Genomic DNA, 25,677 nt, shown 5'->3' with positions numbered 1-25,677 from the left:
ATGTCGACATTGAGTCAGGTTGCTTTACCGAAGATTGCACAAGTGCGCATGACGCGCCTGGAGAATCGTACCGCGAAGATCGGAGTGATCGGGCTTGGGTACGTGGGGTTGCCGTTGTCTCTGCTTCTGTCTGAAGCGGGTTTCAAGGTGACGGGATTTGATATTGATACTAAAAAGGTTACAGATCTCGAGGCTGGGCGATCTTATATCTTTAGAATTCCCGCGGAGGAGATTCAGAGCGCACGCGCGCAGGGTTTCAAGGCTACGGCGGACTTTGCCGGGCTGGCGGATCAGGACGCCATCATTATGTGCGTGCCGACGCCGCTCACGGAGCATCGTGAGCCGGATCTGAGCTATGTGGAGAATACGGCGAAGGCGGCCGCTCCGTGGCTGCAGGAAGGGCAGCTGGTGGTGCTCGAAAGCACGACGTATCCGGGTACTACGGAGGATCTGATGATCCCGATCCTCGAAGCGGAGAACCGCAACGGGCTGAAGGTGCAGAGCAAGGGGACTGCCGCTGAGCAGGGAGTGTTTTATGTGGCGTTCTCGCCGGAGCGCGAAGATCCGGGCAATACGACGGTCGCGCGACGCGATATTCCGAAGGTTGTGGGCGGTCATGAAGAGATTGCGACGGAGCTCGCGGCGGTGATGTATGAGGGCATCTTTACTCGCTCGGTGCGGGTGTCTTCGACGCGCGCGGCTGAGATGACGAAGCTGCTCGAGAACATCTATCGCTGCGTGAATATTGCGCTGGTGAATGAGTTGAAGGTACTGGCGCTGAAGATGGGGATGGATATTTGGGAGGTGATCGATGCTGCGGCGACGAAGCCGTTCGGGTTTCACCCGTTCTATCCCGGGCCGGGGCTGGGTGGACACTGCATTCCGATTGACCCGTTTTATTTGAGCTGGAAGGCGAAGGAGTACGACTTCAATACGCGCTTCATCGAACTGGCGGGCGAGGTGAATGAGGCGATGCCCGCGCATGTGGTGCAGTATGTTGCGAAGGGGCTGAACCAGAATAAAAAGGCTGTGAATGGGGCGCGGATTCTGATGCTCGGAATGGCTTATAAGAAGGACATCGATGACCTGCGGGAGTCGCCTTCGCTGACTGTGATTGAGCTGTTGCGGGAGCAGGGGGCGGAGGTGCTTTATAACGATCCCTACTTCCCGACAGTGGGCAGAGGGCGGCACTACAACCTGAATATGACTTGCACGCCGCTCGATGATCTTGGGCAGTATGACTGCGTTTTGATCATGACCGACCACACGGACTACGACTACAAGGATATTGTGAGCAAGTCGCGGTTGGTGGTGGACTCGCGCAATGCAACGAAGGGGATCAAGTCGGACAAGATCGTTCGTTGTTAGGGGAGACGTCGCTCTTGATCGAGAGCGATTGTTCCCGTTGGGTTTGGTTTAGTGAAGCTGTATTAACTCGGAAAGGCCGGCCGCGTGGGATTACGCGACCGGCCTTTCTTTGGTTTGTTTATGGTTCCATGGCGCCGATGGCTGGCGGGTTGGCTCTGGTTTTTCCGTTGAAGTCGGTGGTGATTCCGGAGATTGCGATGCCGGAGTTGATCGCCGCGCTCGAAGAAGTGAGATTGGGATTAATGTGGTTGATGTCAGACTCCGCCGCCATGGCGGGATCGCCGCAGGTGTAGATCGTCTCAGTGCCAATCGTGCTGTCCGGGCATCCGGTATCCATCGTGCTCCACAGGTTGTGGTCGGCTACCGAACCGGCGTTGGCGAAAGGATTGCCCATTCCGAAGTAGAACCCGGAGGCAAGCCTGTTTCCGTTGCCGGGATCGGGATATCCCTTGCTGATGTTGTTTTTGAAGATAAAGGTCGCTCCGTTGGAGAAGCAGTTCGGTGCGAGCGCAGCACAGCCGACGTCGTACATGGTGGTGCCGTAGCCAACGGAGGTATTGTTCTCCATCGTGATGACCGTGCCGTTGTTCTCCTGGAAGGACCATTCATCACCCGCGGCCCGGCAGGAATCTGCTCCGTCCAGGGTCCAGCCTGAGGGGTTGAGAGGGAACGCGGAGGCGATGGTAAGAATCCGGCAGTTGCTGATGGACACATTGTTGATGGCGGTCGAGGAGGCTCCGGCTCCGATCTTGAAGGTTGCACCGGCATTGCCCTCCGACCAGGATGTTGAGATGTGGATCGCCGGAGAGGTCTTCACGTCGTCACTGAGATGGAGCCCGTCGAATCCGTCCTGTGTATTCCAGCGGAAGTAGCTGTGATCCACATTGAGGCTCATGTTGCCTGCGGCGATCTGGACGAATCCGTCGCCGTAGCCTCCGTCACTCTGACCGTAGCAGTAGTTGAAGGCGTTCTGCGTATCGGGCTTGGTCATGTCGTAAGGCTCGACGGCGACGCAACCATTCCAGTCGATCGTCGCGTAGGAGATATTCATGGTGCCAACGGTCTCGCAGGAGGTGCCGCAACCTCCGCCGTCGCCATTCCAGCCTGCTCCTCCGTTGCCGATTACATAGATATCGGTTGCGGAGAAGACATCGCTGCTGGATTTGTTGAGATGGCTTCCGAGGATGCCGCTTCCTGCCAGGCCAACGACGGCGACATCAGTCAGGGTCAGGTTGGAAGGACCCTGATCGGTCCCGTAGTTGAGAATGAGGCCGCCGTAGTGGACGTAGTTATTGGAGTCGGTGCACTGTCCCCTTCCTACGGTGGCGGTGCAGGTGTCGGGCTGGGTGATCTCGATGCAAGAGATATCTACGTAGTTCGTTCCGCGGGTATCGAGAACAGCGAAGGCGTTATCGATACCACTCAGTACGGTCGGATTGACTAAGTGAGTGTGAGCGGAGTCGTGGCAGCTGCCTGCATTCTGGCCGAGGATTCGGGTGTGCTGTGCGGCTGTTCCCGAGGGAGGAGCAGGAAGGATGCAGCTTGAACCAGCGCCGCCACCGGCATTCGCCGCGGCGCAGAGTCCCCCGAGCTGCGTGTGCCAGTCTGTTCCAACGCCCGCATTCTGCTCGCCCATGTAGTAGGTGTGTGCGGCAGAGGAAGGGTCGGCAAACTGGATGGTGTCGCCGCCCACCATGTTCGCCCAGCCGCCAGAGTAGTTCAGCATCTGGTAGGGATGGTTGAAGGCGCAGGCTTGATTGGTGCCAGATCCGGGATACGCCGCGTTGGTCTTGCCTGTGCACTGCGTGTTGGAGCCACCGTCGGCGCGGATGTACCACGTCGTGCCGGGGCCAGGAGGCGGCTGTGCTGCACCCAGCGTGATCGACACCGAGACTGACTTCGTCTGGACGGGATTGCCGTTGTCGCTTACGGTTGCGGTGAAGCTTGTTGTGCCAGTGACCGAGGGCGTACCGGAGATCACGCCGGTAGTTGCTGCGAGCGTGAGTCCGGCGGGCAGGCTGCCGGTACTGATCGACCAAGTGTAGGCAGGTGTTCCTCCGCTTGCCTGCAGAGTGCCCGAATAGGCTGAGCCGTCGGTGCCTGAGGGCAGAGTGGAGGAAGTGATTGTGAGTGTGGGAACGACAACGACCAGTGGTATTGTGGCCGATGCGGTCTTGGCTGGGCTCTGACTATCGGTGACGGTGACAGCGAGAGAGAAGTTGCCGGTTGAAGTGGGGGTTCCGGCGATGACGCCGTTGCCGCCGAGGCTGAGTCCTGTGGGCAGCCCGGTGACGGACCAGGTGTAGGGGGCAGTTCCGCCGGTAGCGCTGAGTGTGGCGTTGTAAGAATGGTTGGAGGTTGCGCCTGCGAGTGTGGTGGAGGTGATGCTGAGAGGCGCGATGGCCGCCGCTACCGATAGAGGGAGGCTGGCCGATGCGGTCTTGGCCGGACTCTGACTATCGGTGACAGTGACGGCGAGAGAGAAGTTGCCGGTTGCGGTGGGAGTTCCGGCTATGACGCCGTTGCTGCCGAGGCTGAGTCCTGCGGGTAATCCGGTGACAGACCAGGTGTAGGGGGCGGTTCCGCCGGCAGCGCTGAGCGTGGCGCTGTAGGGCTGGTTGGAGGTCGCGCCTGTGATTGCGGTGGAGGTGATGGTAAGAGGCGCGATGGCTGCGGTTACCGAGAGAGGGAGGCTGGCCGATGCGGTCTTGGCTGGGCTCTGACTATCGGTGACGGTGACAGCGAGTGAGAAGTTGCCGGTTGAAGTGGGGGTTCCTGAGATGACGCCGTTGCTGCCGAGGCTGAGTCCTGCGGGTAATCCGGTGACAGACCAGATGTAGGGGGCGGTTCCGCCGGCAGCGCTGAGCGTGGCGCTGTAAGGCTGGTTGGAGGTCGCGCCTGAGATTGCGGTAGAGGTGATGGTGAGAGGCGCGATGGCTGCGGTTACCGAGAGAGGGAGGCTGGTCGATGCGGTCTTGGCTGGGCTCTGACTATCGGTGACAGTAACGGCGAGGGAGAAGTTGCCGGTTGCAGTTGGGGTCCCAGAGATGACGCCATTGCCGCCGAGGCTGAGCCCTGCGGGCAATCCGGTGACGGACCAGAGGTAGGGAGCGGTTCCGCCGGTGGCGTTGAGCGTGGCGCTGTAAGAATGGTTGGATGTCGCGCCTGCGACTGTGGTGGAGGTGATGGCGAGAGGCGCGATGGCCGCGGTTACCGAGAGAGGGAGGCTGGCCGATGCGGTCTTGGCCGGGCTCTGACTATCGGTAACAGTAACGGCGAGAGAGAAGTTGCCGGTTGCGGTTGGGGTCCCGGAGATGACGCCGTTGCCGCCGAGGCTGAGTCCTGTCGGCAGCCCGGATACGGACCAGAGGTAGGGGGCGGTTCCTCCGGTAGCTCTGAGTGTGGTGCTGTAGGGCTGATTGGAGGTTGCGCCTGCGACCGCGGTGGAGGTGATGGAGAGAGGTGCGATGGCCGCGGTCACCGAGAGAGGGAGGTTGACCGATGCGGTCTTGGCTGGACTCTGGCTATCGGTAACGGTGACGGCGAGAGAGAAGTTGCCAGTTGCGGTTGGGGTTCCGGCGATGACTCCGTTGCCGCCGAGGCTAAGGCCTGCAGGTAAGCCGGAGACGGACCAGGTATAGGGAGCAGTTCCTCCGGTGGCGCTGAGCGTGGTGCTATAGGACTGGTTGGAGGTTCCTGGTGCGACTGCGGTGGAGGTGATGGTGAGAGGCGCGATGGCCGCAGTTACCGAGAGTGAAAGGTTGGCCGATGCGGTCTTGGCTGGGCTCTGACTGTCGGTGACGGTGACGGTGAGGGAAAAGTTGCCGGTTGCGGTTGGGGTTCCCGAGATGACGCCGTTGCCGCCGAGGCTGAGGCCTGCAGGAAGCCCAGAGACGGACCAGGTGTAGGGAGCGGCTCCTCCGGTCGCGTTGAGTGTGGCACCGTAGGGCTGGTTGGAGATGGCGCCTGCGACTGCAGTGGAGGCGATGGAGAGAGGCGCGATGGCTGCGGTTACCGAGAGTGGGAGGCTGGCCGATGCGGTCTTGGCTGGGCTCTGACTGTCGGTGACGGTGACGGCGAGGGAGAAGTTGCCGGTTGCGGTTGGGGTTCCCGAGATGACGCCGTTGCCGCCGAGGCTGAGTCCTGCGGGCAGCCCAGAGACGGACCAGGTGTAGGGGCCGTTCCCTCCCGTCGCGCTGAGTATGGCGCTGTAGGGCCGGTTGGAGGTTCCGGGTGCGACCGCGGTGGAGGTGATGGTAAGAGGTGAGATCGTCGAGCCTACCGAGAGTGGGAGGATGGCCGATGCGGTCTGGGCGGGGTTCTGGCTGTCGGTGACGGTAACGGCGAGGGAGAAGTTGCCGGTTGCGGTTGGGGTTCCCGAGATGACGCCGTTGCTGCTCAGGCTGAGTCCTGCGGGAAGTCCGGAGACAAACCAAGAGTAGGGAGCGATTCCTCCGTTAGCGCTGAGTGTAGCGCTGTAGGTTGAACCATCCGTGCTTGAAGGCAACTTGACGGAGTTGATTGATAAGGATGAGGGCGCGATCGAGAGAGATAGCGTAACCGACTGCGTCAGTGCGGGGGTGGAGGAATCTGAAACCGTCAAGGTTACAGAAGTGCTGCCGCTCGAGGTTGGATCTCCGGAGACTGCGCCGTTGCTGCCGAGACTCAGTCCTTGGGGCAGTGCGCTCGATGACCAGGTGTAAGGCGACGTACCTCCACTTACCTGCAGCGAACCGAAGTACATCGAGCCAACTGCGCCGGCGGGGAGTGAAGGCGTGATTTGTAACGGTGTGGGTGCGGTCGGAGGGGGAGGCGTCGAGACAGGAGGTGGAACTGTCAAGCCGAATTGCATTGCTGCGGTTTGCGTCGGGGAACTGGAGTCCGACACTGTGATAGTGAATGAAAAAATTCCGTTCGAAGTCGGCGCGCCGGAGATAACTCCTGTCGTCGAAGACAGGCTAAGTCCAGAGGGTAACTGTCCTGCTGTGACGGTCCAGTTATATGCGGGAGTGCCTCCGCTTGCGGCCAACGCCACGCTATATGCAGTGCCTAGAGTGGGCTGGGGGAGAGATGTCGTCAAGAGCGACAGCGGAGAGACCGAAGCGCCGTTCGCGGGCGACGTGATTACGACGGGCACAGAGGTTGAAGAAGCTTTTGTAGCGGTGTTCTGAACCTGCAACTCAACCGTGGAGGGCGTTGCAACGATGCTGCTTGCGAGGGGGCTCGAGAGAGTGTTTGAGTCAACGACGGACGTTGCGATCGCGCTGCCGTTCCAGAGGATGACGCTGTCACTCGTGAAATTCGTTCCCGAGACCTTGAGGGTCAGGTTTTTTGAACCCGCGGCGATCGTTTGGGGAACGACCTGGTTGATACTGGGTGCGGCCTGTGTTTGAACCAAGCCGGCGCCGCAGCCGAGACAGAGATGAAGGAGCGCGAAGCTTACGGTCGCCGCAATCGCCTGAGAGAGTTTCGCCAATTCGCACCTCGATCTACTTCAAGACTTATCGACACTGGAACGACTTAGAGTTTGTGAAAATTACTCGAAGTGGTCGCATCAACTGAAAACTACAGTGAGAAAGTGGTTACTACAGCTACCCGATAGGGGATGCTGGAGTGCCGCTTTCGTGTGATTAAGGCAAAATTGTCTCGGCTTTCGGCGCAAAAACGCCTATGCAGAGAGAGGAACAATGTGGCAGGCGAATCAGAGGTACTAATTTGGTCGGAGACAAACCGAAGTAATACCTGCCAAGTATCGAAGAACTACCGCTGCTGGGGACATACCACGGAAGTAGTAGGTGAGATAAAGCGGCCTATCCAGCTGTCTCTATTTCGGACACGATCGATCCGGACCAAGGAATCCGGCGATTTGCTACTGCATAAGTTACTTATTTAAAAGGGATGGTTTGTGTTCCAAGAATTAGCTCGTGAGCGTTCAGGAGACAGGCAGATCCTCAACTCTTGCGAGGCAAATAAGTCTCACAAGCATGCCGAAGAGTTTTGCTTCAACGAGTGATTTGGATTGAAGGCGGGGAAACGAGCATCTAGGAAGCTGTCGTCAGCGTCTCTGTCGACGGCACCGGGGAAGGAGCGCCCGCGGCTTTCGTGACAAGGTAGGTTGTGAAGATTAGGAGTAGCGCGAGCAGGCAGCAGTTAATTGCAAGATAGGTATTGGTATCGTGCAGAGAACTACGATCGAGAAGAGGGAGAAGGAACCAGAAGGTCAGGACCCCGCCGAGGAGAATTCCTTTAATCTTTCTGCTCTCCTGGGTAAGGACGAAGCAGAGCAGGACAACCAGAAATATGTAATCGTAGACGAGGTGTTTGACGAAGAAGAGGCTGGCAATTGAAATGAGGGTGAATTCGGCGGAGCGCGAGAGCCTGAATCGGCTCAACAAGAGAGCATAGGCCGCACTGCCGAAGAGCCCGATCGCATAGGCTAGCTGACGTGCGTGAGAGACGTGGGATTTGAGAGTTTGCTCAAGCAGGGTCATCAAGTCCGCGAAACCGGGGCTGACCGCGGTGGGAGAAGCGGAGACTGCAAGCGGTTCGAGCGCAAGTTTGAGAAATGGCGTCTTGACGAGCAGCCACACGCCAACCAGCCCAACTAAAGGAACAACGGCAGCATAGAGAAGAAAACGAAGTCGACCACGGAAGAGGAAGAGCATGACGGCCGCTGGCGAGAAGCTGTATTTCGCCAAGCTGACACCAAACGACAGGCCGCCGAGTGCGGTCGAAGCAGCGAGAAACGCGCCGGTGAGGAAGAACAGTTCAAAGAATGACATTTGGCCGACCTCCAGCGTGACGCGGAAGGGAGAACTCATCCAGAGCAGGCAGAGCGCCAGCAGGGTGTGGAAGCGGCTCAGATGGAAGAGCGATTGAAGCATGAGAACGCAGATGATCGACAAGATGACTGTGGTTGCCGTCCAGACAATCTCAGCAGATTCGAAGCTAAGAAGACCGAAGGGGAACAGGAGGAGATAGAGGGAGTGAAGATAGTTGGGTGTGACGAAGTGATCGTAGTGGTGAGGGAAACGCGCGAGTTCTTCTTGCCACGGATCAATCCCTTGTCCAACCAGACGGACGCCCATCCACTGGAGATCGTGACAATGGTACTCGATGGCGTGGCGGATTCCCGTGACAAGCGAGATAAGCGCAGCGATACTAAACGGGACAAGGATAGCGCCCTGCATTCGATCTAGCTTCCAGGCATTGCGCATCGAACTTCCTCATCTCTTCAGGCAATTGAAATGGTCTTTGTTGCCTTTATTGAGCAGCAGAATAGCATAAGAGGAAATGCTGCTTCCGTGTGATGCTGGTCGTCATACAGATGGTCATTTCATGCTGTTCACCGATCATTACTTTAAGTAAGATGGCGGATGTGGGACACCCTTCTTCCTTCCAGTAACGACACGCAGCGAGTGGGGATAGAGTTGAAATGATAGTTGGTTGCGATGAGCCACGATCTAGAGATTGAAGGGCTGGCGTTCGAGATTTTTCTGAAATGTGAAGTCAAGTGGGTATCGCGTTCACACCTGGCGGCTCAAGGTTCTGATTGGAGATGAAACGATGTCGTTCATTGATCGCTCACCGATACTGGCTGGGCTCAATTACACAAAGGGTCAAGTTCTAAACCGGCTGAAGCTACGTGGGCATCTTTCGGGGTCGACCGGTCTTAGCATGTCAGTCGAAGACGCGGCCAACTATGCGCGCCGAGTAGTCGCCGACTACATTACGTACGGAGCGGATGGCGACCCGGAACGATTGAAGGGGAAAGATGTTCTTGAAATCGGACCAGGGGACAATCTGGGGGTTGCTTTTCTCTTGCTGGCACGGGGCGCGCGCACGGTAACTTGTATCGACGGATTTGCGCCGAGCTTCGATGCCCAACACAACTCACACATCTACCGGGCGATCTATGACGGTCTCAGCGCTGCGGAACGGGAGCGCGTTCACGACGTTGTAACGCTTCAGCCTGATGGAACTGCGACCGTCGGGGGGGACCGTCTCATCAGCCGCTACGACGTGCCGATAGACGCAGTTGCGACGCCTCTTGAAGCCAGAAGTTACGACATTATTATTTCTCGTGCTGTGTTGGAGCATCTAGGAGACCTGAAGAGGGGTTGGAAGAATATGGTCGCGTGTCTCCGCGTGAACGGCGAGATGTGGCATAAAGTGGACTTCCGGAACCACAATCTCTTCGGCGAAATTCATCCACTCTACTTCCTGACTATCTCCGACAACCTTTGGAATCTGATCTCACGTCCCGACCCGACCCTGAATCGTCTTCGAACGCCTACGTATCGCGAACTGGCCGCTCGCGATTTTCATGATTCGCGTTGTTATCTCACGCACATCATCGGTGAGAGCGAGATCGCGCCTCATGTTGACAACCTAGTTCCGGGGACGCACTACAGCCAACGACACCTTGATATGGTTCAAGCGATTCGGCCGCGGCTACTACAAGATTTTTCTGATTACAGTGACGAAGACTTACTTGTGACGGGAGTATTTCTCATCGTTCGCGGTGTCCGCACGTAGGCAATTCCAAAAGATTTTTAAGGTGTGAAAGTACGCAAGATGGCTAAGGTCGACGTTGTTATCCCCGCGTTCAATGCTGCTCATTACTTGCCGTTGGCGATTGAGAGCGTCGTCTCGCAGACGTTTGAGGATTGGCAGATTTGGATCGTGGACGACGGCAGTACCGACAATACTGCGGAGGTGGTGGCTCCCTACCTTCTCCGTCTCGGATCGAAGATGAAGTACATCAAACAGGAGAATCAAGGACAACCAGGGGCGAGAAACACTGCCGTTCGCGCCTCAACAGGCGAGTTCGTTGCCCTGCTCGACGCCGACGATATCTGGTTGCCTTGCCGTCTGGCCGAATCGTTGAAGACCCTTGCAGAGCGACCGGAGGCTGGTCTTGCTTACGGCCTGGTGACAAACATCGACGCGGAAGGCCGGCCTGAAGGGACATTTCGGGGAAATCCAAAGTACTCTGAAGGACACATCGCCCCGCACATTTACATGCGCAAGGTTGAGCTTCCGTGTCCTACGGTTACGTTCCGAAGGCGATGCATCGACGAGGTGGGTGTCTTTGACCCGGCGATGAAAACGATCGAAGATCGCGATCTTTGCCTTCGTATCGCGTTGCGACATGAAGTTGCGTTCATCCCCAAGGTCATCGCCTACTATCGGGTGTCTGCGGGTTCTATGTCGAGCGATCCCGACCGAGTCACGAGGGCGCAGTTAGCGTTCATTCGCAAGCACTACGGCGAGGAAGGTTGTGGATTGCGCGAGCGACAGATCTCTTTGGCGCGAGTTTACAAGCAGCGAGCAGAAGCGTTGAAGCGGCAGAGGCGGCCATGGGCAGCCCTGATGAGTTCCTTGCGAGCTGTAGCCCTCTATCCCCTAGACGTAGATAATCCGAGGACCGCAGGGTCACTGCTCCTAAACCTGATTGTGCACCCCAGGCTTAGTTAGGCCTTCGTTGCTCGCCCACGCAGGTATCGCCATGCCTGCCATACGCCTGTCACGAACACTGCTGCTCCCAGGGACTCCATCACGGTAGAAGCATGCGAGGTCGTGTTAGGAGTTTCAGATGAGGGCTGCGAAGAGCTCTTGTTTACTGTTTTGGTAGGTGAAGCATCCCCGTAGCCGTATGGATGCCAGGTTTCATCCTTCAGATGCGGGTCACTACAGCTTCCATTGGTCTCATGCAGCCGGGTCGCAGGACACTTCCAATCGCTCTTTGGTCGGAAGGTGACATTGTTGTTGAAGCTGGCTCCCGGATTGGTCAACATCTTCAGATCGGAGTTGCTGTAGATCGGCGACGGGTTGTTCCCTTCCGAGTTGGGGAAGCCGATAAAGATGTTGTCGTCATATTTGATTGCGGCCTTGGGTGAGGGATCGCCTGCGTACTCGACCTCCAAAGCAACGTGGTTATTGGAGTAGATAATGTTGTGTTGGAAGATCGCAGGCCGATCTTCCGGCATGGTGATGTCGATAGCGGTGTCGCCTGCGCGGCAAAACAGGCCCAGTTTGGCGTTGTACCCGGGAGGTGTGCCTGGGATCGCATGCGACATAGCGTCGCAGTTACCGACGACGTAGTTGCCGATCAATGTCGCCGTCGCGCCACCTACTTTAAGCTGCTGTCCCATGTTGCTGAAAGCGAGGCTGTCCGTAACGGTCATGCTGGATCCGGCTCCGCCGATATGGAGCGCGTCCAATCCGTCCTGCGTGTTGTAGCTGGCAGTTCCCTTATCGAAGTGCACTTGCCAGCCGGGAGGGTCACTATCTTTTGTGGCCGTTCCGAAGCCGTCGCCATATCCGCCATGGTCCTGATCCGTGCAGTCTCCATAGGGCAAGGGATGCACAATGGGGTATTCTTCGGCGCAACCATTCCAACTGATGTCGTAGTGTTGCACCAGCAGGCTACCTTTGCCGGTTATTCCGTCGTTCGCGTCGGCGTTCCAACCAGCACTGGCGTTGCCCAGGATGTCGATGTAATCCATGACCACGCCATCTCCGGTCGGGCCAGCGATTCCTGAGCCAGCGAGGCCGTGAATATGAAGGTCAGTCAGGGTGAGGTTTGTCGTCTTGTTGGTGAGCCGGATTCCAACCTGCGCGAAGTCCTGATTCGAATCGCAGCCAAGTTTCTGCGAGGCTCGGCCGCAAGCCGAGAAGTCTGTAATGTCCAGACAAGCAACATCGACATACGACGTGCCGGAGAGGTCGAGAACGTTGGTGGCTGCCCAGCCGCCGTGAAGCTGTGTCTTGGCCGAAGCGCTTCGGCACGAAGCATAGTTCTCGCCGAGAATGCGGGTGTGCTGCGCGGCGGTGCCCGATGGCGGTGGAGGTGCTCCGGAGACGTAGGCGTCTCCCGCGATGCCCCAACAGGTGTTCTTCTCACAAGACCACGAGGGATGGTCCCACCCGACCCTGTAGGAAACACCTGTCCCGATCGAACCGCGGATGATAACTGTATCGCCGCCGGCGATGACCCATCCCCAGTTGGGAAATTTCGTACCCGTAGCGTAGCTGCCATCCTGCCACAACATACGAACGTCTTTGAACGCGCAGTGCTGATTGGCTTTTCCGCCAGACGGTGCAGCATCGGCCTTACCATCGCATTGACCGTTTGTAACGTTAGTGGAGTATCGAGTACCTCCATCAGGCCGCACATACCAGGTTGTGCCATAAAGCGGTAAGGAGACGCATCCCGCAATCAGTACGCAAAGCACCTTGAGACAACTGCGAAGGTTCATAAGCTCCAGTCTCGGACGGACTCTATGAGAGTTGCCAGTATAGACGGTCGAGATTGAAGGTCGTTGGCGAGTGCTGGCACAAGGGAGCAAGTGCGTTTAACGAGACGCAAAAAAGCCGGCCGTGTGGAGTCACGCGGCCGGCTGGTTGGTTTGTGGTTTGTTTATGGCTGCATAGCGCCGATGGCTGGCGGGTTGGGTCTGGTGGTTCCGTTGAAGTCGGTGGTGATTCCGGAGATGGCGATTCCGGAGCCGACGGCGGGACTGGAGGAGGTGAGGTTAGGATTGATGGCGTTTAAGTTGGACTCGCTGACCAGACCGGGATCGGCGCAGGTGTAGATCGTTTCGACCCCAACCGAGCTGTCCGGGCATCCTGTATCCATCGTGTTCCAGAGGTTATGATCGATCGCGGATCCGGAGTTGGTGAAAGGATTTCCCATGGCGAAGTAAAATCCTGACGCGAGCCTGTTTCCATTGCCAGAGTCGGGATAGCCCTTGCTGATGTTGTTTCGGAAGATGAACTTTGCTCCGTTGGACATGCATTTGGGAGCCAGAAAAGCGCACTCCACGTCATACATGGTGGTGCCGTAGCCCACGGAGGTATTGTTCTCGAGCGTGATGGTGGTGCCGTTGTCCATCTGGAAGGACCACTCATCCCCGGCGGCGCGGCAGACGTCGGAGACCCCGGCGTTCCAGCCGGAAGGGTTGTTGGGGAAGTTGGAAGCTGTCGCCATTACGCGGCAGTTGCTGATGGAGACATTGTTGATCGCCGTGGAAGCGGATCCGGCTCCGATCTTGAACGTCTGTCCTTCGTTGCCCTCCGACCATGAGGTGGAGATGTGGACTGAGGGCGAGGTGGTGACATCGTCGCTGAGGTGGAGCCCGTCGAATCCGTCCTGGGTATTCCAGCGGAAGTGGCTGTGGTCCACATTCAGGCTAAGGTTGCCGGCGGCGATCTGGACGAATCCGTCTCCATAGCCCCCGGTCGAGTCGTCGTAGCAGTCGGTGAAGGCATTGGCTGTGTCGGCCACCGACATGTTGTAGGGCTTGACGGCGATGCATCCATTCCAGTCGATCGTCGCGTAAGAGATATTCATGGCGCCCACCGATTCGCAGGAGGTGTCGCATCCTCCGCTATCGCCGTTCCAGCCTGCGGCTCCGTTGCCGATCACATAGACATCGGTGGCGGAGAAGACGTCGCTGCTGGATTTGTTGACCTTGCTGCCGAGGATGCCGCTTCCTGCGACACCAACGACCGCGACATCCTGGAGGGTGAGGTTGGAGGGGCCTTGACTTCCCGCGCCGTAGTTCAGGATAAGGCCGCCGTAGTGGACGTAGTTTGCATCGGATCCACACTGTCCTTTACCTACGCTATTGGTGCAGGTGTCGGGCTGGGTGATCTCGATGCAGGAGATGTCCACATAGTTGGTGTTGCGCGTGTCGAGGACCGCGAAGGCGTTATTGATTCCGCTCAGTACGGTCGGATTGACCAGATGAGTGTGCGCTGAGTCGTGGCAGTTCCCTGCATTCTGGCCGAGGATGCGGGTGTGTTGTGATGCTGTTCCCGAGGGAGGAGCAGGAAGGATGCAACTGGTTCCAGCACCGCCGCCGGTATTTGCGGGAGGGCAGATACCGCCAAGTGTGGAGTTCCAGTCGGTGCCGAGGCCGCCGTTCTGCTCGCCCATGTAGTAGGTGTGGCTGGCAGAGGCAGAGTCGGCAAACTGGATCGTGTCTCCGCCCACCATGTTCGCCCAGCCGCCAGAGTAATTCAGCATCTGGTAGGGATGGTTGAAGGCGCAGGCTTGGCCTGTGCCAGACCCAGGATACGCCGCGTTAGTCTTGCCCGTGCACTGCGTGTTGGTCCCACCGTCGGCGCGGATGTACCACGTCGTGCCGGGGCCGGTCTGCTGGGCCGTCTTGGCTGTAACGGCAATCGAAGTCGTGGCGGATTGGGTCTGGTCCGGGTTGCTGTTGTCGGTAACGGTTGCGGTGAAGCTGGAGGTGCCAGTGACCGAGGGCGTACCGGAGATCATGCCGGTCGTTGCGGCCAAAGTGAGTCCTGCAGGCAGTTTGCCGGAGGTGATCGACCAGGTGTAGGCGGGGGTGCCTCCGCTCGCCTTCAACTGCGACGAGTAGGCTGTGCCATCGGTACCGCTTGCGAGCGTCGAGGAAGTGATCGTGAGTGTTGGTGCGGAGGCATTTGTTGTTCCAACCACCATCGAGAGCGAAGCAGATTTCGTCAGATTGGGGCTTGAGGAGTCTCTTACCGCGAAGGTGATGGGGAACGTTCCGGTTACCGAGGGTTTGCCGGAGATGACCCCTCCTTGCGCGGCAAGGATGAGTCCAGCGGGGAGTTTGCCGGAGGTGATCGACCACATGTAAGAGGGAGTGCCTCCGGTTACCTGAAGCGCGCTGGAATAGCTTGCGCTCTTAGCACCAGCAGGAAGCGAGGTGGTGCCGATCGCTAGCGCCGGGGTGGCAATGACCATGGTAAGGCTTACGTTCTTGGTCTGCGCAGGCTTTGACGAGTCTGTAACCGAGAAGACAAGCGGAAACGATCCGCCCTTTGCCGGTGTGCCGTAGAACGCGCCCGTGCCTCCATTGAGAGCGAACCCTGTCGGATGGGTGCCAGAGACGACCTTCCAGTTGTAAGGCAAGGTGCCACCGGTCGCTTTGAGCGTGGTGGTGAAAGCCTTCCCGAGGGTCGCTTGTGGCAGCGAGGTTGTGCTGATGGCAAGTGCCGTGGCAGCGTTTGCTGTCTGTGACGGGGAGGCCGAATCCAGACAGGAGAAGATAAGCGCAAGGGTGATGCTCGCTACGAGGGTACTGAATATCTTTCGCAAAATATGCTCCGTACAAAAGAGGAAATTGGTTAGTCAAATCACGCTGCCTGAGCCGAAACTAACGCGGAACCCAGACATCCGGATGAATATTTTGTTTGGAAATGGTTACTACAGTTACCTTGTAACGGAAACCGGGGCCCCACTTCATGTATTGCGAGGCAAAGGTCCTCATCTGCATGTCCAGCTGGTGTTACATGCAGTGAATTCGCAAATGAAACAAGAAATTACAGGAGGGGAACCAAGGGGTTAATTACTAAAGTAACTTACAACTGCAGTACAAGCTACTTCGGCCGATAGAACTATCCCACGTTGGTTGTACACACGATCCGGAGCTCGACAAGGCAGCCGTCGCAGCGTCCGCGAAGTATCTTCGGGACAACGGACCAGGTCCAGCGCGATACATGGAGTTTGGGAAGGGAGAGGATTCGGATTTGTAAGCTCTATAACGAATTATCTTGCCCGCCTGAGAGAGAGATTGCTCTTGAAAGAGCGAATCACCTAACACATCAGAACCGGCAGATAGAAAGAGCGATGACTTAAGAACGAACGCTTCAGAAGAGGTACTTAACTTTTATACCATAGCTAAAGACCCTGAACGAATTTGTAACATTCAATTGTTTTCGCCGCAATTGACAGCCATGATTCCTCTCCAAAGTTCATGCTCCGCACATTCTCTGCAAGCCGGGCCCTGAGGCGAGCGTCCTGCGATAACTCGATGAGTGCGTTGGCGAGTGCGCGCGAGTCTTGCGGGTCGACCAGCAACGCATTTTCTTTGTCGGTGAGCAGTTCACGAAAGACTGGGAGGTCGCTTGCGACGATGGTTTTGCATAGAGCAAGACCAGTGGCAAGAGCTCCGCTCGTCGTGATCGCACGATAGGGATAAACCACGATGTCCGCTGCGCGGTACAGGGCGACGAGCTCTTCTGCGGAGATGAAGCGAGGATGAAGCTCGACGCGTTGCAGGTTTAGGCGGCGAATTTGTTCGCGAATCTGTTCGAGCAACTGAGGTGAACCCGTGCCTGCGATCAGGAGATGCGGTTGCTCTGTGGTTGCTTCAACGTGTTGCCAGGCCTCGAGCAGAAGATCGATTCCTTTGTAGGGAGAGATGATGCCTTGCCACAGCACGAGCAGCTTTCGCGGGTCGAGCGCGAAACTTTGCAGGATCTGCTCGGGGGTTACTGGGAGATCGTAGAAGAAGGGTCCATGAGCAATCACAGAGACCTTCTCTAACGGCACAGCGAACTCCTGCGCAAGCCTCTCTCTGACGGAGTCGGAGTGGCAGATGATGCGATCGACCATTTGATAAAGATCGTGGAAGGTCTGCTTGTGGCTCAGGCCCGAGTTGTGAGGGAGGAGATCGTGAACTGTCAGCACGATCTTGGAGCCGCGCCGTTGACAAAGCAGGACGAACCAGAGATCGAACGGCAGACGCTGGGTCAACATGGGGAGGAACTGCACGTGAACGATGTCGGGCGGGGAGACGACGAAGCGCACCGACAGTGCGGCGAGATTGAGCAGCGATTCGAGGAGCTTCAAAACTCGTCGCGGCAAGCGGGGTAACCGAAACCTGCCGACTACATCCATGAGCCCGGGGTCGAGCTTGATGCCTCGGCTCGAGAAACATTCGGGGTCGAGATAGTAGGAGATGGACCCGACGGTCACGTCGACGCTTTTGGCGAGGAGTGCCTTCGAGAGATACGCCGTGTAATAAGGGACGGTGGCCCAGAGATCCATCATGAAGACTGTTGGCTGCCGTGTGTCTTCGTTCACTTTGTCTTTCCTTGTGAGATTGCGGAAGAGATTGCGCCGGCCGCGTATTGCTCTTTCGTCATGATGGCCTGGTCGTAGATGTGGAGATAGTCCGCTGTCATTCGTGCAGCCGAAAACTCTTTTTCGATGAGTTTTTTTGCGGCTACACCCAGGGAATCTCTTTGCGTTTGGTCGTTCAGAAGGGTCACAATCTTCGCAGCCAGAGCCTCAACATTCTCAGAGGGAACGAGCACTCCCGTGCGGCCATCCGCTATTACGTCTGGCACCGCGCCTACCGCTGTTGCGACGACGGGGCGGGAACTTGCCATGCCCTCGAGGATAGCCATCGGCAGACCTTCGTGGCGAGACGCCGAGACCATGATGTCGAGTGAGGCATAGACGCCGGGCATGTCGTCTCGACGTCCGAGCATGAAGACATTCTTTCGAATTTGTAACTCGTCAATGAGTAACTCAAGTTGTTCGCGGTCCGGCCCTTCGCCAATTACTACAAACTTCGTGGCTGGGAGTTCTGCCAGGACGCGTGCAGCAGCTCGAAGAAAGATGTCAACGCCTTTTTCGGTGGCCAATCTGCCGATGAGTCCGACGATAGGAGAATTAGCTGGTGAGGAGATCTCACGCAGCGACGGAGTGGCGTTGTCGAAGGGGCGCAGGTCAATGCCATTCCGAACGATGTGGACCTCATCTTTGCGGACTCCTGCTTTCAGGAGGCGTTGTCTTACATCTTCCGAGACTGCTACTACGGCCGCGTAGTTTCGCAAGATGAAGCGATCCGCCGCTCCGTAGAGGGAGACCGTCAGATCGTTGTCGTACCAGGTGTGGCAGGTAGAGACGAGCGGAACATCCGAGGTGCGCAAGGCGAAGTAGCAATAGATATCAGCCTTGTAGCCGTGTGCATGGACGATGTCGGCGTTCGTATGAGCAGCAAGCTCTCGAATGCTCGAGGGTACGGTGCGGTCGATTTGTCCGGTGCAGGAGATCAGATGGGACTCGATTCCCTGGGCGGTCGCGGCCGCGTGAAGCTGCAGATTCGGATTTGCGGAGTTTGAAAAAACGCCGAGAATGCTCGAGTGCGAGCTCTCGTTCAGCGTGCGCGACATGTTCAGGATCACGGCCTCTGCACCGTACATTCCGCCGCTACTGATAATGTGCAGGATTTTCATGCGCTGCTGCTTCTCCCGCGTCAGTGGTTGGCTCATGTCGATTAAGGAGAGCCCAAAGTCTTTCGTAGAGCCGGTCGCCCAGCAAAGTTTTCGCGGTGGCTTTGATCTGATGTTGCCGTTGAAGACCGGATAAAACGCCGCTCTCAGGTTGGAAGAGTTTTGTGAGCCACTCCAACGTCATGTCGCCGCGAATGTTGAGGCGACCAACGGCGGGTCCTGCTGGCTGCGGTTCTGCTTTCGGGACTGATGTGAAGACCTGTTGATAGCCAGCTTCTCGGCAGGCAGCGAGGACTCGCTGATTCGACCTGCCTCCGGGTAACGACATCGTCGTGATGGAGGTTCCCAGTTTGTCTTCAAGCGTGAGCCGTGCCTTGAGGAGCTCTTTTTGTAACTGTGGCTGATCGCAATGAGTAAGTAGTGTGTGTGACCATCCATGTGCGCCGATCTGTTGGCCGGCACCCTGTAGAGCGCGAAGCTCCGCCCAACCCATGTAGCCCGGTTTTTGGCCAGTCCAACCCACGGTGATGAAGAACCACGCCTTGATCGCACGCGAGTGCAAGATCGGCAGCGCGAACTCGAAGTTTGAGATGTGTCCGTCGTCGAATGTGATCTCGGGGTAGAAAACGGAAGTCTTTTCGTTTCTTAATTTGAGGAACAGATCGACGTGTTTTTCGAACTGGTTTGTCTCGACCACGTAGGAGTAATCGCTCCGGGCGGGCCGAAGTTCGTGGTAGAGAAGGTAGAGTCTGTCCGGCGGTTGAGTCACCTGGTCGTCTCGATTCAACGAGCAATTTTTTTTTACTTCAAGCGGATTGGAACGTTGGCTGAATCATACAGATTGCATCGACTAAATCGGAGCCTCGACGAGTTCGAAGAGCTGACGGGAGCGTGTGTAGATCCACGCTATCTTGCGGCCGTTGAAGGCAACAGCGGGAACCGGCGGGCTGACGATGATGCATCCGTTCGCTTTCGCATGAGTCACAGCCTGTTCGATGTCGCTGGTTTCGAAGCAGAGGTGGTATGCTGCGCCGACGCCCTTGGCAAGCATCGATGTGATGGGAGAGTCTTCGCTCAGCGGTGCAATGAGCTCGATCTCAGCTACGTCGCTTTCTGACTTCGCGAGGAAATTAACGCTGACTTTTTGGATGGGATCGTCGAATGGGCCGGAGACGACCTTGTAGCCGAACAGCGCCTCGAGGGCGTCGGTCGTCGGGCCGAGTTTGGGAACTGCGACTCCTACGTGACGGAGTTTGAAGCCGAGGTCTTCAACGTTCAAAGTGTCGCTCCCTTGGCGATCAACTCTGCCTGGATGAGCGAGACGGTGGTCAGTTCCGGGATACGAGAGGGATCGAACTGAACGCTGTACTCTCCCTCGACCGCGAGGATCGCTTGCAGATGGCGAAAGGAGTCCCAGTTGTCGATGGTGCCGACACCAAGCTCGGGTGTGACCTCTTCGGGCGAGATTTCGAGGACATCGGCGAGAATGTCACGAAGCGACGACGGCACTTGCTGAGAACTCATTCGATTCATTTCCTTCCAGGGTTAGCCACCTTGGACTCTCGGGAGCCGCAGTGGTCAGGTCAAGTTGATAAAAGATGGAGTCGGGAGAATTGTCTCTCGACGTAGCGTCTTTGACGAAGCGGTGATCGACGTAGAAGTCGGCGCATGGTGCGTTCTTTTTGGTCGGAATGAATTCGCCCACCAGACGCGTGGCGCCTGCTCTGATGGCGTTCTCTCCAAGGTGCGCCAACAATGCGGTTTCGATGCCGCGTCCGATTACCCGGCACGATAAGAGCAGGGAATCGATAGTGCAAATATCCCCCTGTGTGCGCGCCAAGGCGAGACCGACGACGCCGGCATCGCCGAAACGGTCGCGTACACGGACCGCGATTGCCTGACCTCCACGAGCCGAGGCGAACTCTTCGACTTCAGCTGCCGAGTGCCGGCGTGTCGTGAGGTTGAACTGGTTCGTCTTGGCGAGAAGCTGCACAGAGCGTGCGATGGGGGCGTCGAGAGCGCTGAGAAAGGTGCATATGATCTCGAGGGAGGCGAGAAACTCATCGCGGTTGCCTGCGCTGGTTTCCAGTGCTGCTCGTTGAGCCTGCGCTTTGTACTCACTAAGGCGGTTGGCATCATCGTCTGTTACAACGGCTGCATCGAAGAACGGCTGCGCGGACAGAAGCTCGACCAGCTTCCAAGGTTCTTCTAGGGGTGCCGCGATGACGGCTACCTCCGGCAGTTGCTGGCGAATGGCTTCGCACTCCACCGGGTTGTCGTCGACAAAGACGAAGGAGTCAAGGCCGAGAGAGAGCTCTTCGGCAAGTTCGCGAATGGAGGCTGCCTTTTCGTTCCAGCTAATCTTCGTTGCAACGAAGTCGTCCAGAGTTAGTCCGAGGTCGGCGGCGCGGATTTGAAAGGCCTCGCGAACATCTGCGTCATTGTTTTTCGACACGATGGCGAGCAGGATACCTCGGGACGATAGCTGCTTGAGATATCTCTGGTACTCGAGATAGCAGTTGCCTGGGAAGGCACTTCCAGTGGCGATTCCTTCGGGGCCGTCTTCTCCGAGAACTCCGCCCCACATGGTATTGTCGAGGTCGGTGCATAGGACTTTGCGGGGAGCACGGAACAGTGGCGAGAACGAGCGGACCAGGCCGCCTGCATAGAGTCCGAAAAACGCTGAGGAAACAGGGAGCCGCGATGCCAAGAACATTCGCGTATCGCGCCAGTTTGCGCGACCATGACGGGCCGCGAGATGATCCACATCGAAGAAGACACAGTCAGACACCGTGCGGCACAGAGCTGCGAGTCTTTGGTTCAGTTGATAGACGGCGTTGGTCAGGCTGTGGGGGAGATTCGCTTCACCGACGTCGCCAAGCGAGGTCTGGTCAGGCACGACGCAGCCCTGAAAGAGGATTCGAGCTGAGCTGCCGGAGCGAAAGCTCCTTAGCAACTGCTCCACTCGAGCAACGGATTCTCCGATCTCGGTTTCGACTGCATCGCCGATACCATCCGCGCACAACGTGGGCAGCCGACCTGCAATGTCTTCGAGATCAAGAAGGATGAAGACAAGGTCAGGCTTGAATTTTGCGAGTGCACTTTGCAGATTGAGCAGCTCATCGACGTAGGAGCCGTAGCCGCCTACGCTCAGATCGAGCACATAGTTTGACAACACAGCTTCAGTCGTCAGGAACGGAAGGATCGGTTCGATCGTGACGGAGCGGACGATGTAGGTTTTGAGCCGTTTGGCCCGCAGTTGAGTGGTCAGAGCGTCGGCTATGCCTGTGAACGTGGTAGCGCAGAACATCACGTCAGCCGGTTTGCCGGAGACCGCAACGAGTCGCCGAGCATGGGTGACTGCGGCGCCTGCATCCTGTGAGGCGGCGGCCTCTTTGATGCGCCGACGGAGCTCCTGTCGCTCTGTATCATTTTGCATCTGTGGTCTCCGCTACGGGCGCTGGGGATTCGACAGGCTTGGGCGCACGCATAATGATGCGACCGGGTACGCCCATGACCGTTGCACCGTCGGGAATGTTGCTCATGACCAGCGTGTTGGCGGCGATCTTGGCTCCGCTGCCAATCTTGATCTTGCCTACCAGCGTTGCGCCGGTGCCGATGTAGACCCTGTCGCCAAGGACCGGCGCGCCTTTACGACCCATCGCCGAGGCGCCGATCGTTACGCGATGGGCGATGTCGCAGTTGCTTCCGATGATCGCCTGAGGGTTGATGTGAACGCCGCCAATGTGCGCGATGTAGAGGCCGCCGCCGATCGTAGCCTGGGGATCAAGGCACATCTCCATGACAACTTCCGAGAACATATAAGCGAAAAAGTACACGATCTTCAGGGGAATGCGAATCAGGATAAAAGGCTTCGCAGCGTACAACCAATGACCCAATCGATAGACCGCGATTGCCCACAACGCCGAATTCAACCAGAGCCGCGTTCCGCTATGGCCCAGGGATCGGTATCGTGCAACATCTTCCGAAAATTTAGACATGCTCAATGCCGGAAAACTCCTGGCTCGTCGCGGATTATATCTCGGTACAGCTGAATCTTATCAGTCCCGCGTGGAGTTCCGTGGCATGACCAATCACCCTAAAGTTTGCACCGGGAGGGTTGACAAACTCGTGTTGCTAAGACGGCAGACCGGTTGCTACAACCGGCTTTGTGGTTCACGTACTGAGTCAAAATCTCACTTTGCTAAACCTTTGGGTGTGCAAGTAGGTTAGGCTTTGTAAGAGTTACCGGATCTGTTCGTCAACGATAGGAATCGCAATGGTTTCAAGCTCCCAGGAAGGTTTTTGAACCACCGTGAGAACGAAAGTTACAATTGTCGTTCCCGCCTATAATGCTGAGCGGTGGCTCCGGGACGCGTTAAGCAGCGCGGCTGCCCAGACCTATGAGGCACACGAAATCATTGTTGTCGACGATGGTTCCGAGGACCACACAGGAGAGATAGCGCGTAGCTTCGGCAACAAGATCATATACATCAAACAATCAAATCAGGGTGTTTCGGCTGCAAGAAATACAGCTCTTCGGGCGGCGACAGGTGATTGGATCGCACTTTTGGACAGTGACGATTTGTTTGATCCCGAAAAGCTCGAAAAACAAGTAGCCGTGATCGAGGCCAATCCAGAGTTGGTGGTAGTTTATTCTGCGTTCCAGTACCTGTATTCCAATGGGAAGACCCATCAGATGCCTTCTTTTCCCGCCGTGCAGCTCTGGCCGGGACTTCGCTACCGTACGCCAATTCTCCCTTCAACTTCGATGATTCGACGCTCAGCTCTTGAGGAAGTTGGTGGTTTTAGCACGGAATACCACCACGGCGAGGACTGGGAACTCTGGTTTCGTCTCGTAAGGCGCTACAGTGCGAAAGCATTTCAAGACGTGCCTGAAAACCTAACGACCTATCGTCATTGGGAGAACAACGTCACGAGAAACTTTGCGCGAACTGCGGCCGCTGCGTTGCGATTGCTGGATACAGTTTTGCTCGAAGATCTTAGCGGCATCCAAAGAACCATTTGGAAACGCAAGATAGAGTCGAGAATTTTTTATCACGTCTCGCTCAACTATAGAGAGGTCGAGAACGAACGCTATTGGGCCTATGCGATCGAATCGTTTCTCAAGTGGCCATTGTGGGGAGCTGTGGTGCCTGCCGATAGGTATAAAGCCTTTGCGTTCATGCTGTATACGAAGTTGAGAAACTTCCGCTTGAGTAGAAACTACTGGTGGCCGGAACGAAGATGCCGCGAATCTCTTACGAGACAAGCTGTCCCAAGCGAAGTGTCCGTCTCTTAACCGCCTGTAAATTCCGAAGCAAACCTGCGCGATGCGTCCATTCAGCCTTCATCTCGTTAGGCCATCCCCTGGAGCACCGGGCGCCGCGATGCCTGCCATTGTCTAAATGCACTGGACAAAGGTTTGTGGAAGATTGCGAGGACTGCAAGAAAATATACCGGTAGAGTGAGCAAGATCTGACCAAAAAAGGCCACCAGAGAACCAGGGTGAAAATGACGGTCCACTAGCAAAGATGCAACTCCGAACGGGATAGAGCAGGCTACGATCTTCCCCCAACCGTCCCAAAGATAGCTTCGGGGCGAAACACCAAGCTCCCTGTTTACGAATCGTGGCCAGAAGATCAGGTGAACGACGGCCATCGAGATCGATGTTCCCCAGGCTACTCCGTATAGCCCTATCACCTTCACCAGCACGAGACTGAGGCCTAGATTAAAGGCGGCTTCAATCGCCGCGCACGTGGCAACAGATTTGTGCTTATCGACTCCATACGCGATCTGCCCGGCAGTTGAGTTGCCGATGGTGAAGAACTGACTGATCAATAGGATTTGAAGAATCGTGCCGGAGGTTTCGCTGAACTGCGGTCCCATCCAGAGGCCGATGAACGTTTTACCCCGTAATAAGAGAGTGATGCCGATTGGCAGCATGAGTCCAAGCATGGCCTGGGTTCCACGAATCAGTAGTTTTTTCAGGCTCTCCGAGTTGCCGCTTGCATCGAGACCGCTTGCCATGGGGATAAAGGTGGTCCCCATCGCGGTAGATATCTGTCCTGAGTACATCGCTAGACTTCCGGCGATCGAGTAGAACGTGACGACGCCCACTGACAGGAACGCGCCCACTACGACGTTGTCCGTATAGAAGACGATCTGCACGGCGACGATGATGACGAATGTTTTGAAGCTGTATGACCAGATGCTCTTGAGGGTTTCCATATCGGGTCGAAGAACCAGAACCCGGCACGGAGGGTATAGTTTCAACGCCGAAAGCATCTCTGCAGTGCTGGACGACAGGACAACTGCAAATTCCCAGATGGCCAAAACCACAAGACCATGGCCACTGCGAAGAATGAGAATGACTCCAACCGCTCTTACCAGAGTCTGGGTCATGGTGATCGTGCTGAGGACATCGAAGCGGTTGATCGCTCGGATCACTCCCGTGTAGACACCCGACAGCAGCGAAGTAGCGACTCCTAAAGCGCATAGCAGAACAGTGATTTGTGCTGGGCGCTGTAAGTCATGCGGGATTTTAAAGATATGGGGGAACCAGACGGCCAACCCGATGCTGATGATTACTACAAATGCCGCGATCACCACGCGAAACCAGAGTGCAGCGCCAATAGCCTTCTGGGCGTCCTGGGTCTTGCCCTCGGTTGCGCTCTTGGAGACGAACCGGGTGATTGCGCTACGCAATCCCAGGTCGAGCATGTTGAGATACGAAACGGTGGAGACAGCCAATATCCAGATGCCGTAGATTGTCGCGCCCAGATGACGAACAACGAAGGGAGCTAGAAAGAAGGGGACGACCATGCTGACAGCCATGGCTATCCAGTTCGTTACGACATTGATCGCGAATCGTTTTTTGCTGGACATTGAACTCGAATGGAAAGCGCGCGTGGCGGCGGGTTTTGAAAGACGCTTTAGATCTTTACCTGATCACGGTTCTTGAAAGCAGTTGCCTTTAAAAGTTGACGGTAAGGCGCGCTACCAGTTTAGTCGAGAGGGTTGGATTTGCCAGCGGCGTTGGTTACGCAGGATGCCCTGAAAGAGGTAGGTGGTCCGTTTTGGGATCAACGTATCATTCCGTAGAGGATATCGCCGAGTAAACAGGACTGGATATGCTGTTCGGTCGCATACTGGTCCAAAAACCGTTTAGTAGAATGACGTCAATCGAGGGATTGTGAAACCTGGAGCTGGTATGTGGAGGATTGCAGGGTCCGAAAGGGAGGGGCCGATTCTTTCCTTTGCAACGAGCCGGAAGTG

General features: G+C 56.7%; 16 protein-coding genes. 4 read left to right on the top strand and 12 right to left on the bottom strand.

The genetic code is table 11. The annotated features are described in order from the left end of the window. The gene (locus RBB76_RS04975; RefSeq protein WP_429628513.1) at window positions 1-1,368 is read left to right on the top strand and encodes a nucleotide sugar dehydrogenase; all 1,368 of its coding nucleotides are present in this window, start codon (window positions 1-3) and stop codon (window positions 1,366-1,368) included. Between the two features lie 118 nt (window positions 1,369-1,486). Here the strand turns inward: RBB76_RS04975 and RBB76_RS04970 are convergent, their stop codons facing one another. Together RBB76_RS04970 and RBB76_RS04965 are read right to left on the bottom strand one after the other, a co-directional pair. After that, complete coding sequence (locus RBB76_RS04970) at window positions 1,487-6,844, bottom strand: beta strand repeat-containing protein (RefSeq protein WP_429628514.1); 5,358 nt, start codon at window positions 6,842-6,844, stop codon at window positions 1,487-1,489. Window positions 6,845-7,409: 565 nt separating this feature from the next. Next, window positions 7,410-8,585 carry a glycosyltransferase family 87 protein gene (locus RBB76_RS04965; protein ID WP_429628515.1) on the bottom strand — a complete coding sequence of 392 codons (1,176 nt, stop codon included), beginning with the start codon at window positions 8,583-8,585 and terminating at the stop codon, window positions 7,410-7,412. Window positions 8,586-8,934: 349 nt separating this feature from the next. On the opposite strand from RBB76_RS04965, the gene RBB76_RS04960 reads away from it, so the two are divergent. Beyond that, window positions 8,935-9,906 (top strand): class I SAM-dependent methyltransferase, encoded by a 972-nt coding sequence (locus RBB76_RS04960; RefSeq protein ID WP_429628516.1) that lies wholly within the window; start codon window positions 8,935-8,937, stop codon window positions 9,904-9,906. 39 nt (window positions 9,907-9,945) lie between these two features. Beyond that, on the top strand, window positions 9,946-10,848 hold the full coding sequence (locus RBB76_RS04955) for a glycosyltransferase family 2 protein (protein WP_429628517.1): 903 nt from the start codon (window positions 9,946-9,948) through the stop codon (window positions 10,846-10,848). On the opposite strand, the gene RBB76_RS04950 is transcribed toward RBB76_RS04955, so the two are convergent. The 9 genes from RBB76_RS04950 to RBB76_RS04910 form a co-directional block, all read right to left on the bottom strand. After that, window positions 10,845-12,632, bottom strand: coding sequence for a hypothetical protein (locus tag RBB76_RS04950; RefSeq protein WP_429628518.1), 1,788 nt, complete (start codon window positions 12,630-12,632; stop codon window positions 10,845-10,847). The two genes, RBB76_RS04955 and RBB76_RS04950, sit on opposite strands and share 4 nt — an antisense overlap. A 161-nt stretch (window positions 12,633-12,793) precedes the next feature. Continuing rightward, a complete protein-coding gene (locus tag RBB76_RS04945) occupies window positions 12,794-15,472 on the bottom strand; it encodes a putative Ig domain-containing protein (protein WP_429628519.1) in 2,679 nt (892 codons plus the stop codon). Window positions 15,473-16,054: 582 nt separating this feature from the next. Then, entirely contained in the window at window positions 16,055-17,242 is a 1,188-nt protein-coding gene (locus tag RBB76_RS04940) for a glycosyltransferase family 4 protein (RefSeq protein WP_429628520.1), read from the bottom strand. Beyond that, window positions 17,239-18,402 (bottom strand): glycosyltransferase family 4 protein, encoded by a 1,164-nt coding sequence (locus RBB76_RS04935; RefSeq protein WP_429628521.1) that lies wholly within the window; start codon window positions 18,400-18,402, stop codon window positions 17,239-17,241. Before RBB76_RS04935 ends, RBB76_RS04940 begins: the two co-directional genes overlap by 4 nt. Continuing rightward, window positions 18,377-19,168, bottom strand: coding sequence for a polysaccharide deacetylase family protein (locus RBB76_RS04930; protein ID WP_429628522.1), 792 nt, complete (start codon window positions 19,166-19,168; stop codon window positions 18,377-18,379). Before RBB76_RS04930 ends, RBB76_RS04935 begins: the two co-directional genes overlap by 26 nt. 81 nt (window positions 19,169-19,249) lie before the next feature. Further along, the gene (locus tag RBB76_RS04925; protein WP_429628523.1) at window positions 19,250-19,678 is read right to left on the bottom strand and encodes a VOC family protein; all 429 of its coding nucleotides are present in this window, start codon (window positions 19,676-19,678) and stop codon (window positions 19,250-19,252) included. Then, window positions 19,675-19,923 (bottom strand): acyl carrier protein, encoded by a 249-nt coding sequence (locus RBB76_RS04920; protein ID WP_183978333.1) that lies wholly within the window; start codon window positions 19,921-19,923, stop codon window positions 19,675-19,677. The genes RBB76_RS04925 and RBB76_RS04920 overlap by 4 nt, the downstream gene beginning before the upstream one ends. Continuing rightward, on the bottom strand, window positions 19,889-21,838 hold the full coding sequence (locus RBB76_RS04915) for an HAD-IIIC family phosphatase (RefSeq protein ID WP_429628525.1): 1,950 nt from the start codon (window positions 21,836-21,838) through the stop codon (window positions 19,889-19,891). The genes RBB76_RS04920 and RBB76_RS04915 overlap by 35 nt, the downstream gene beginning before the upstream one ends. Beyond that, on the bottom strand, window positions 21,828-22,400 hold the full coding sequence (locus tag RBB76_RS04910; protein WP_429628907.1) for a serine O-acetyltransferase: 573 nt from the start codon (window positions 22,398-22,400) through the stop codon (window positions 21,828-21,830). Before RBB76_RS04910 ends, RBB76_RS04915 begins: the two co-directional genes overlap by 11 nt. 314 nt (window positions 22,401-22,714) lie before the next feature. Between RBB76_RS04910 and RBB76_RS04905 the strand changes: the two genes are divergently transcribed. Then, window positions 22,715-23,701 carry a glycosyltransferase family 2 protein gene (locus tag RBB76_RS04905; protein WP_429628526.1) on the top strand — a complete coding sequence of 329 codons (987 nt, stop codon included), beginning with the start codon at window positions 22,715-22,717 and terminating at the stop codon, window positions 23,699-23,701. A 56-nt stretch (window positions 23,702-23,757) separates the two neighbouring features. Here the strand turns inward: RBB76_RS04905 and RBB76_RS04900 are convergent, their stop codons facing one another. Then, window positions 23,758-25,287, bottom strand: coding sequence for a lipopolysaccharide biosynthesis protein (locus tag RBB76_RS04900; protein WP_429628527.1), 1,530 nt, complete (start codon window positions 25,285-25,287; stop codon window positions 23,758-23,760). Window positions 25,288-25,677 lie beyond the last annotated feature (390 nt).

Source organism: Tunturiibacter psychrotolerans (assembly GCF_051013365.1).
Lineage (GTDB): Bacteria > Acidobacteriota > Terriglobia > Terriglobales > Acidobacteriaceae > Edaphobacter > Edaphobacter psychrotolerans_A.
Note: the sequence above shows the minus strand (reverse complement) of the source record. Positions and strands in the feature narration are given on the sequence as shown.

Excerpts from the sequence above, each read along its gene's own strand:
- RBB76_RS04955 (WP_429628517.1), top strand. The coding sequence starts at position 9,946 with ATGGCTAAGGTCGACGTTGTTATCCCCGCGTTCAATGCTGCTCATTAC.
- RBB76_RS04910 (WP_429628907.1), bottom strand. The coding sequence starts at position 22,400 with ATGTCTAAATTTTCGGAAGATGTTGCACGATACCGATCCCTGGGCCAT.
- RBB76_RS04920 (WP_183978333.1), bottom strand. The coding sequence starts at position 19,923 with ATGAGTTCTCAGCAAGTGCCGTCGTCGCTTCGTGACATTCTCGCCGAT.
- RBB76_RS04950 (WP_429628518.1), bottom strand. The coding sequence starts at position 12,632 with ATGAACCTTCGCAGTTGTCTCAAGGTGCTTTGCGTACTGATTGCGGGA.
- RBB76_RS04935 (WP_429628521.1), bottom strand. The coding sequence starts at position 18,402 with ATGAAAATCCTGCACATTATCAGTAGCGGCGGAATGTACGGTGCAGAG.
- RBB76_RS04960 (WP_429628516.1), top strand. The coding sequence starts at position 8,935 with ATGTCGTTCATTGATCGCTCACCGATACTGGCTGGGCTCAATTACACA.
- RBB76_RS04915 (WP_429628525.1), bottom strand. The coding sequence starts at position 21,838 with ATGCAAAATGATACAGAGCGACAGGAGCTCCGTCGGCGCATCAAAGAG.
- RBB76_RS04965 (WP_429628515.1), bottom strand. The coding sequence starts at position 8,585 with ATGCGCAATGCCTGGAAGCTAGATCGAATGCAGGGCGCTATCCTTGTC.
- RBB76_RS04975 (WP_429628513.1), top strand. The coding sequence starts at position 1 with ATGTCGACATTGAGTCAGGTTGCTTTACCGAAGATTGCACAAGTGCGC.
- RBB76_RS04900 (WP_429628527.1), bottom strand. The coding sequence starts at position 25,287 with ATGTCCAGCAAAAAACGATTCGCGATCAATGTCGTAACGAACTGGATA.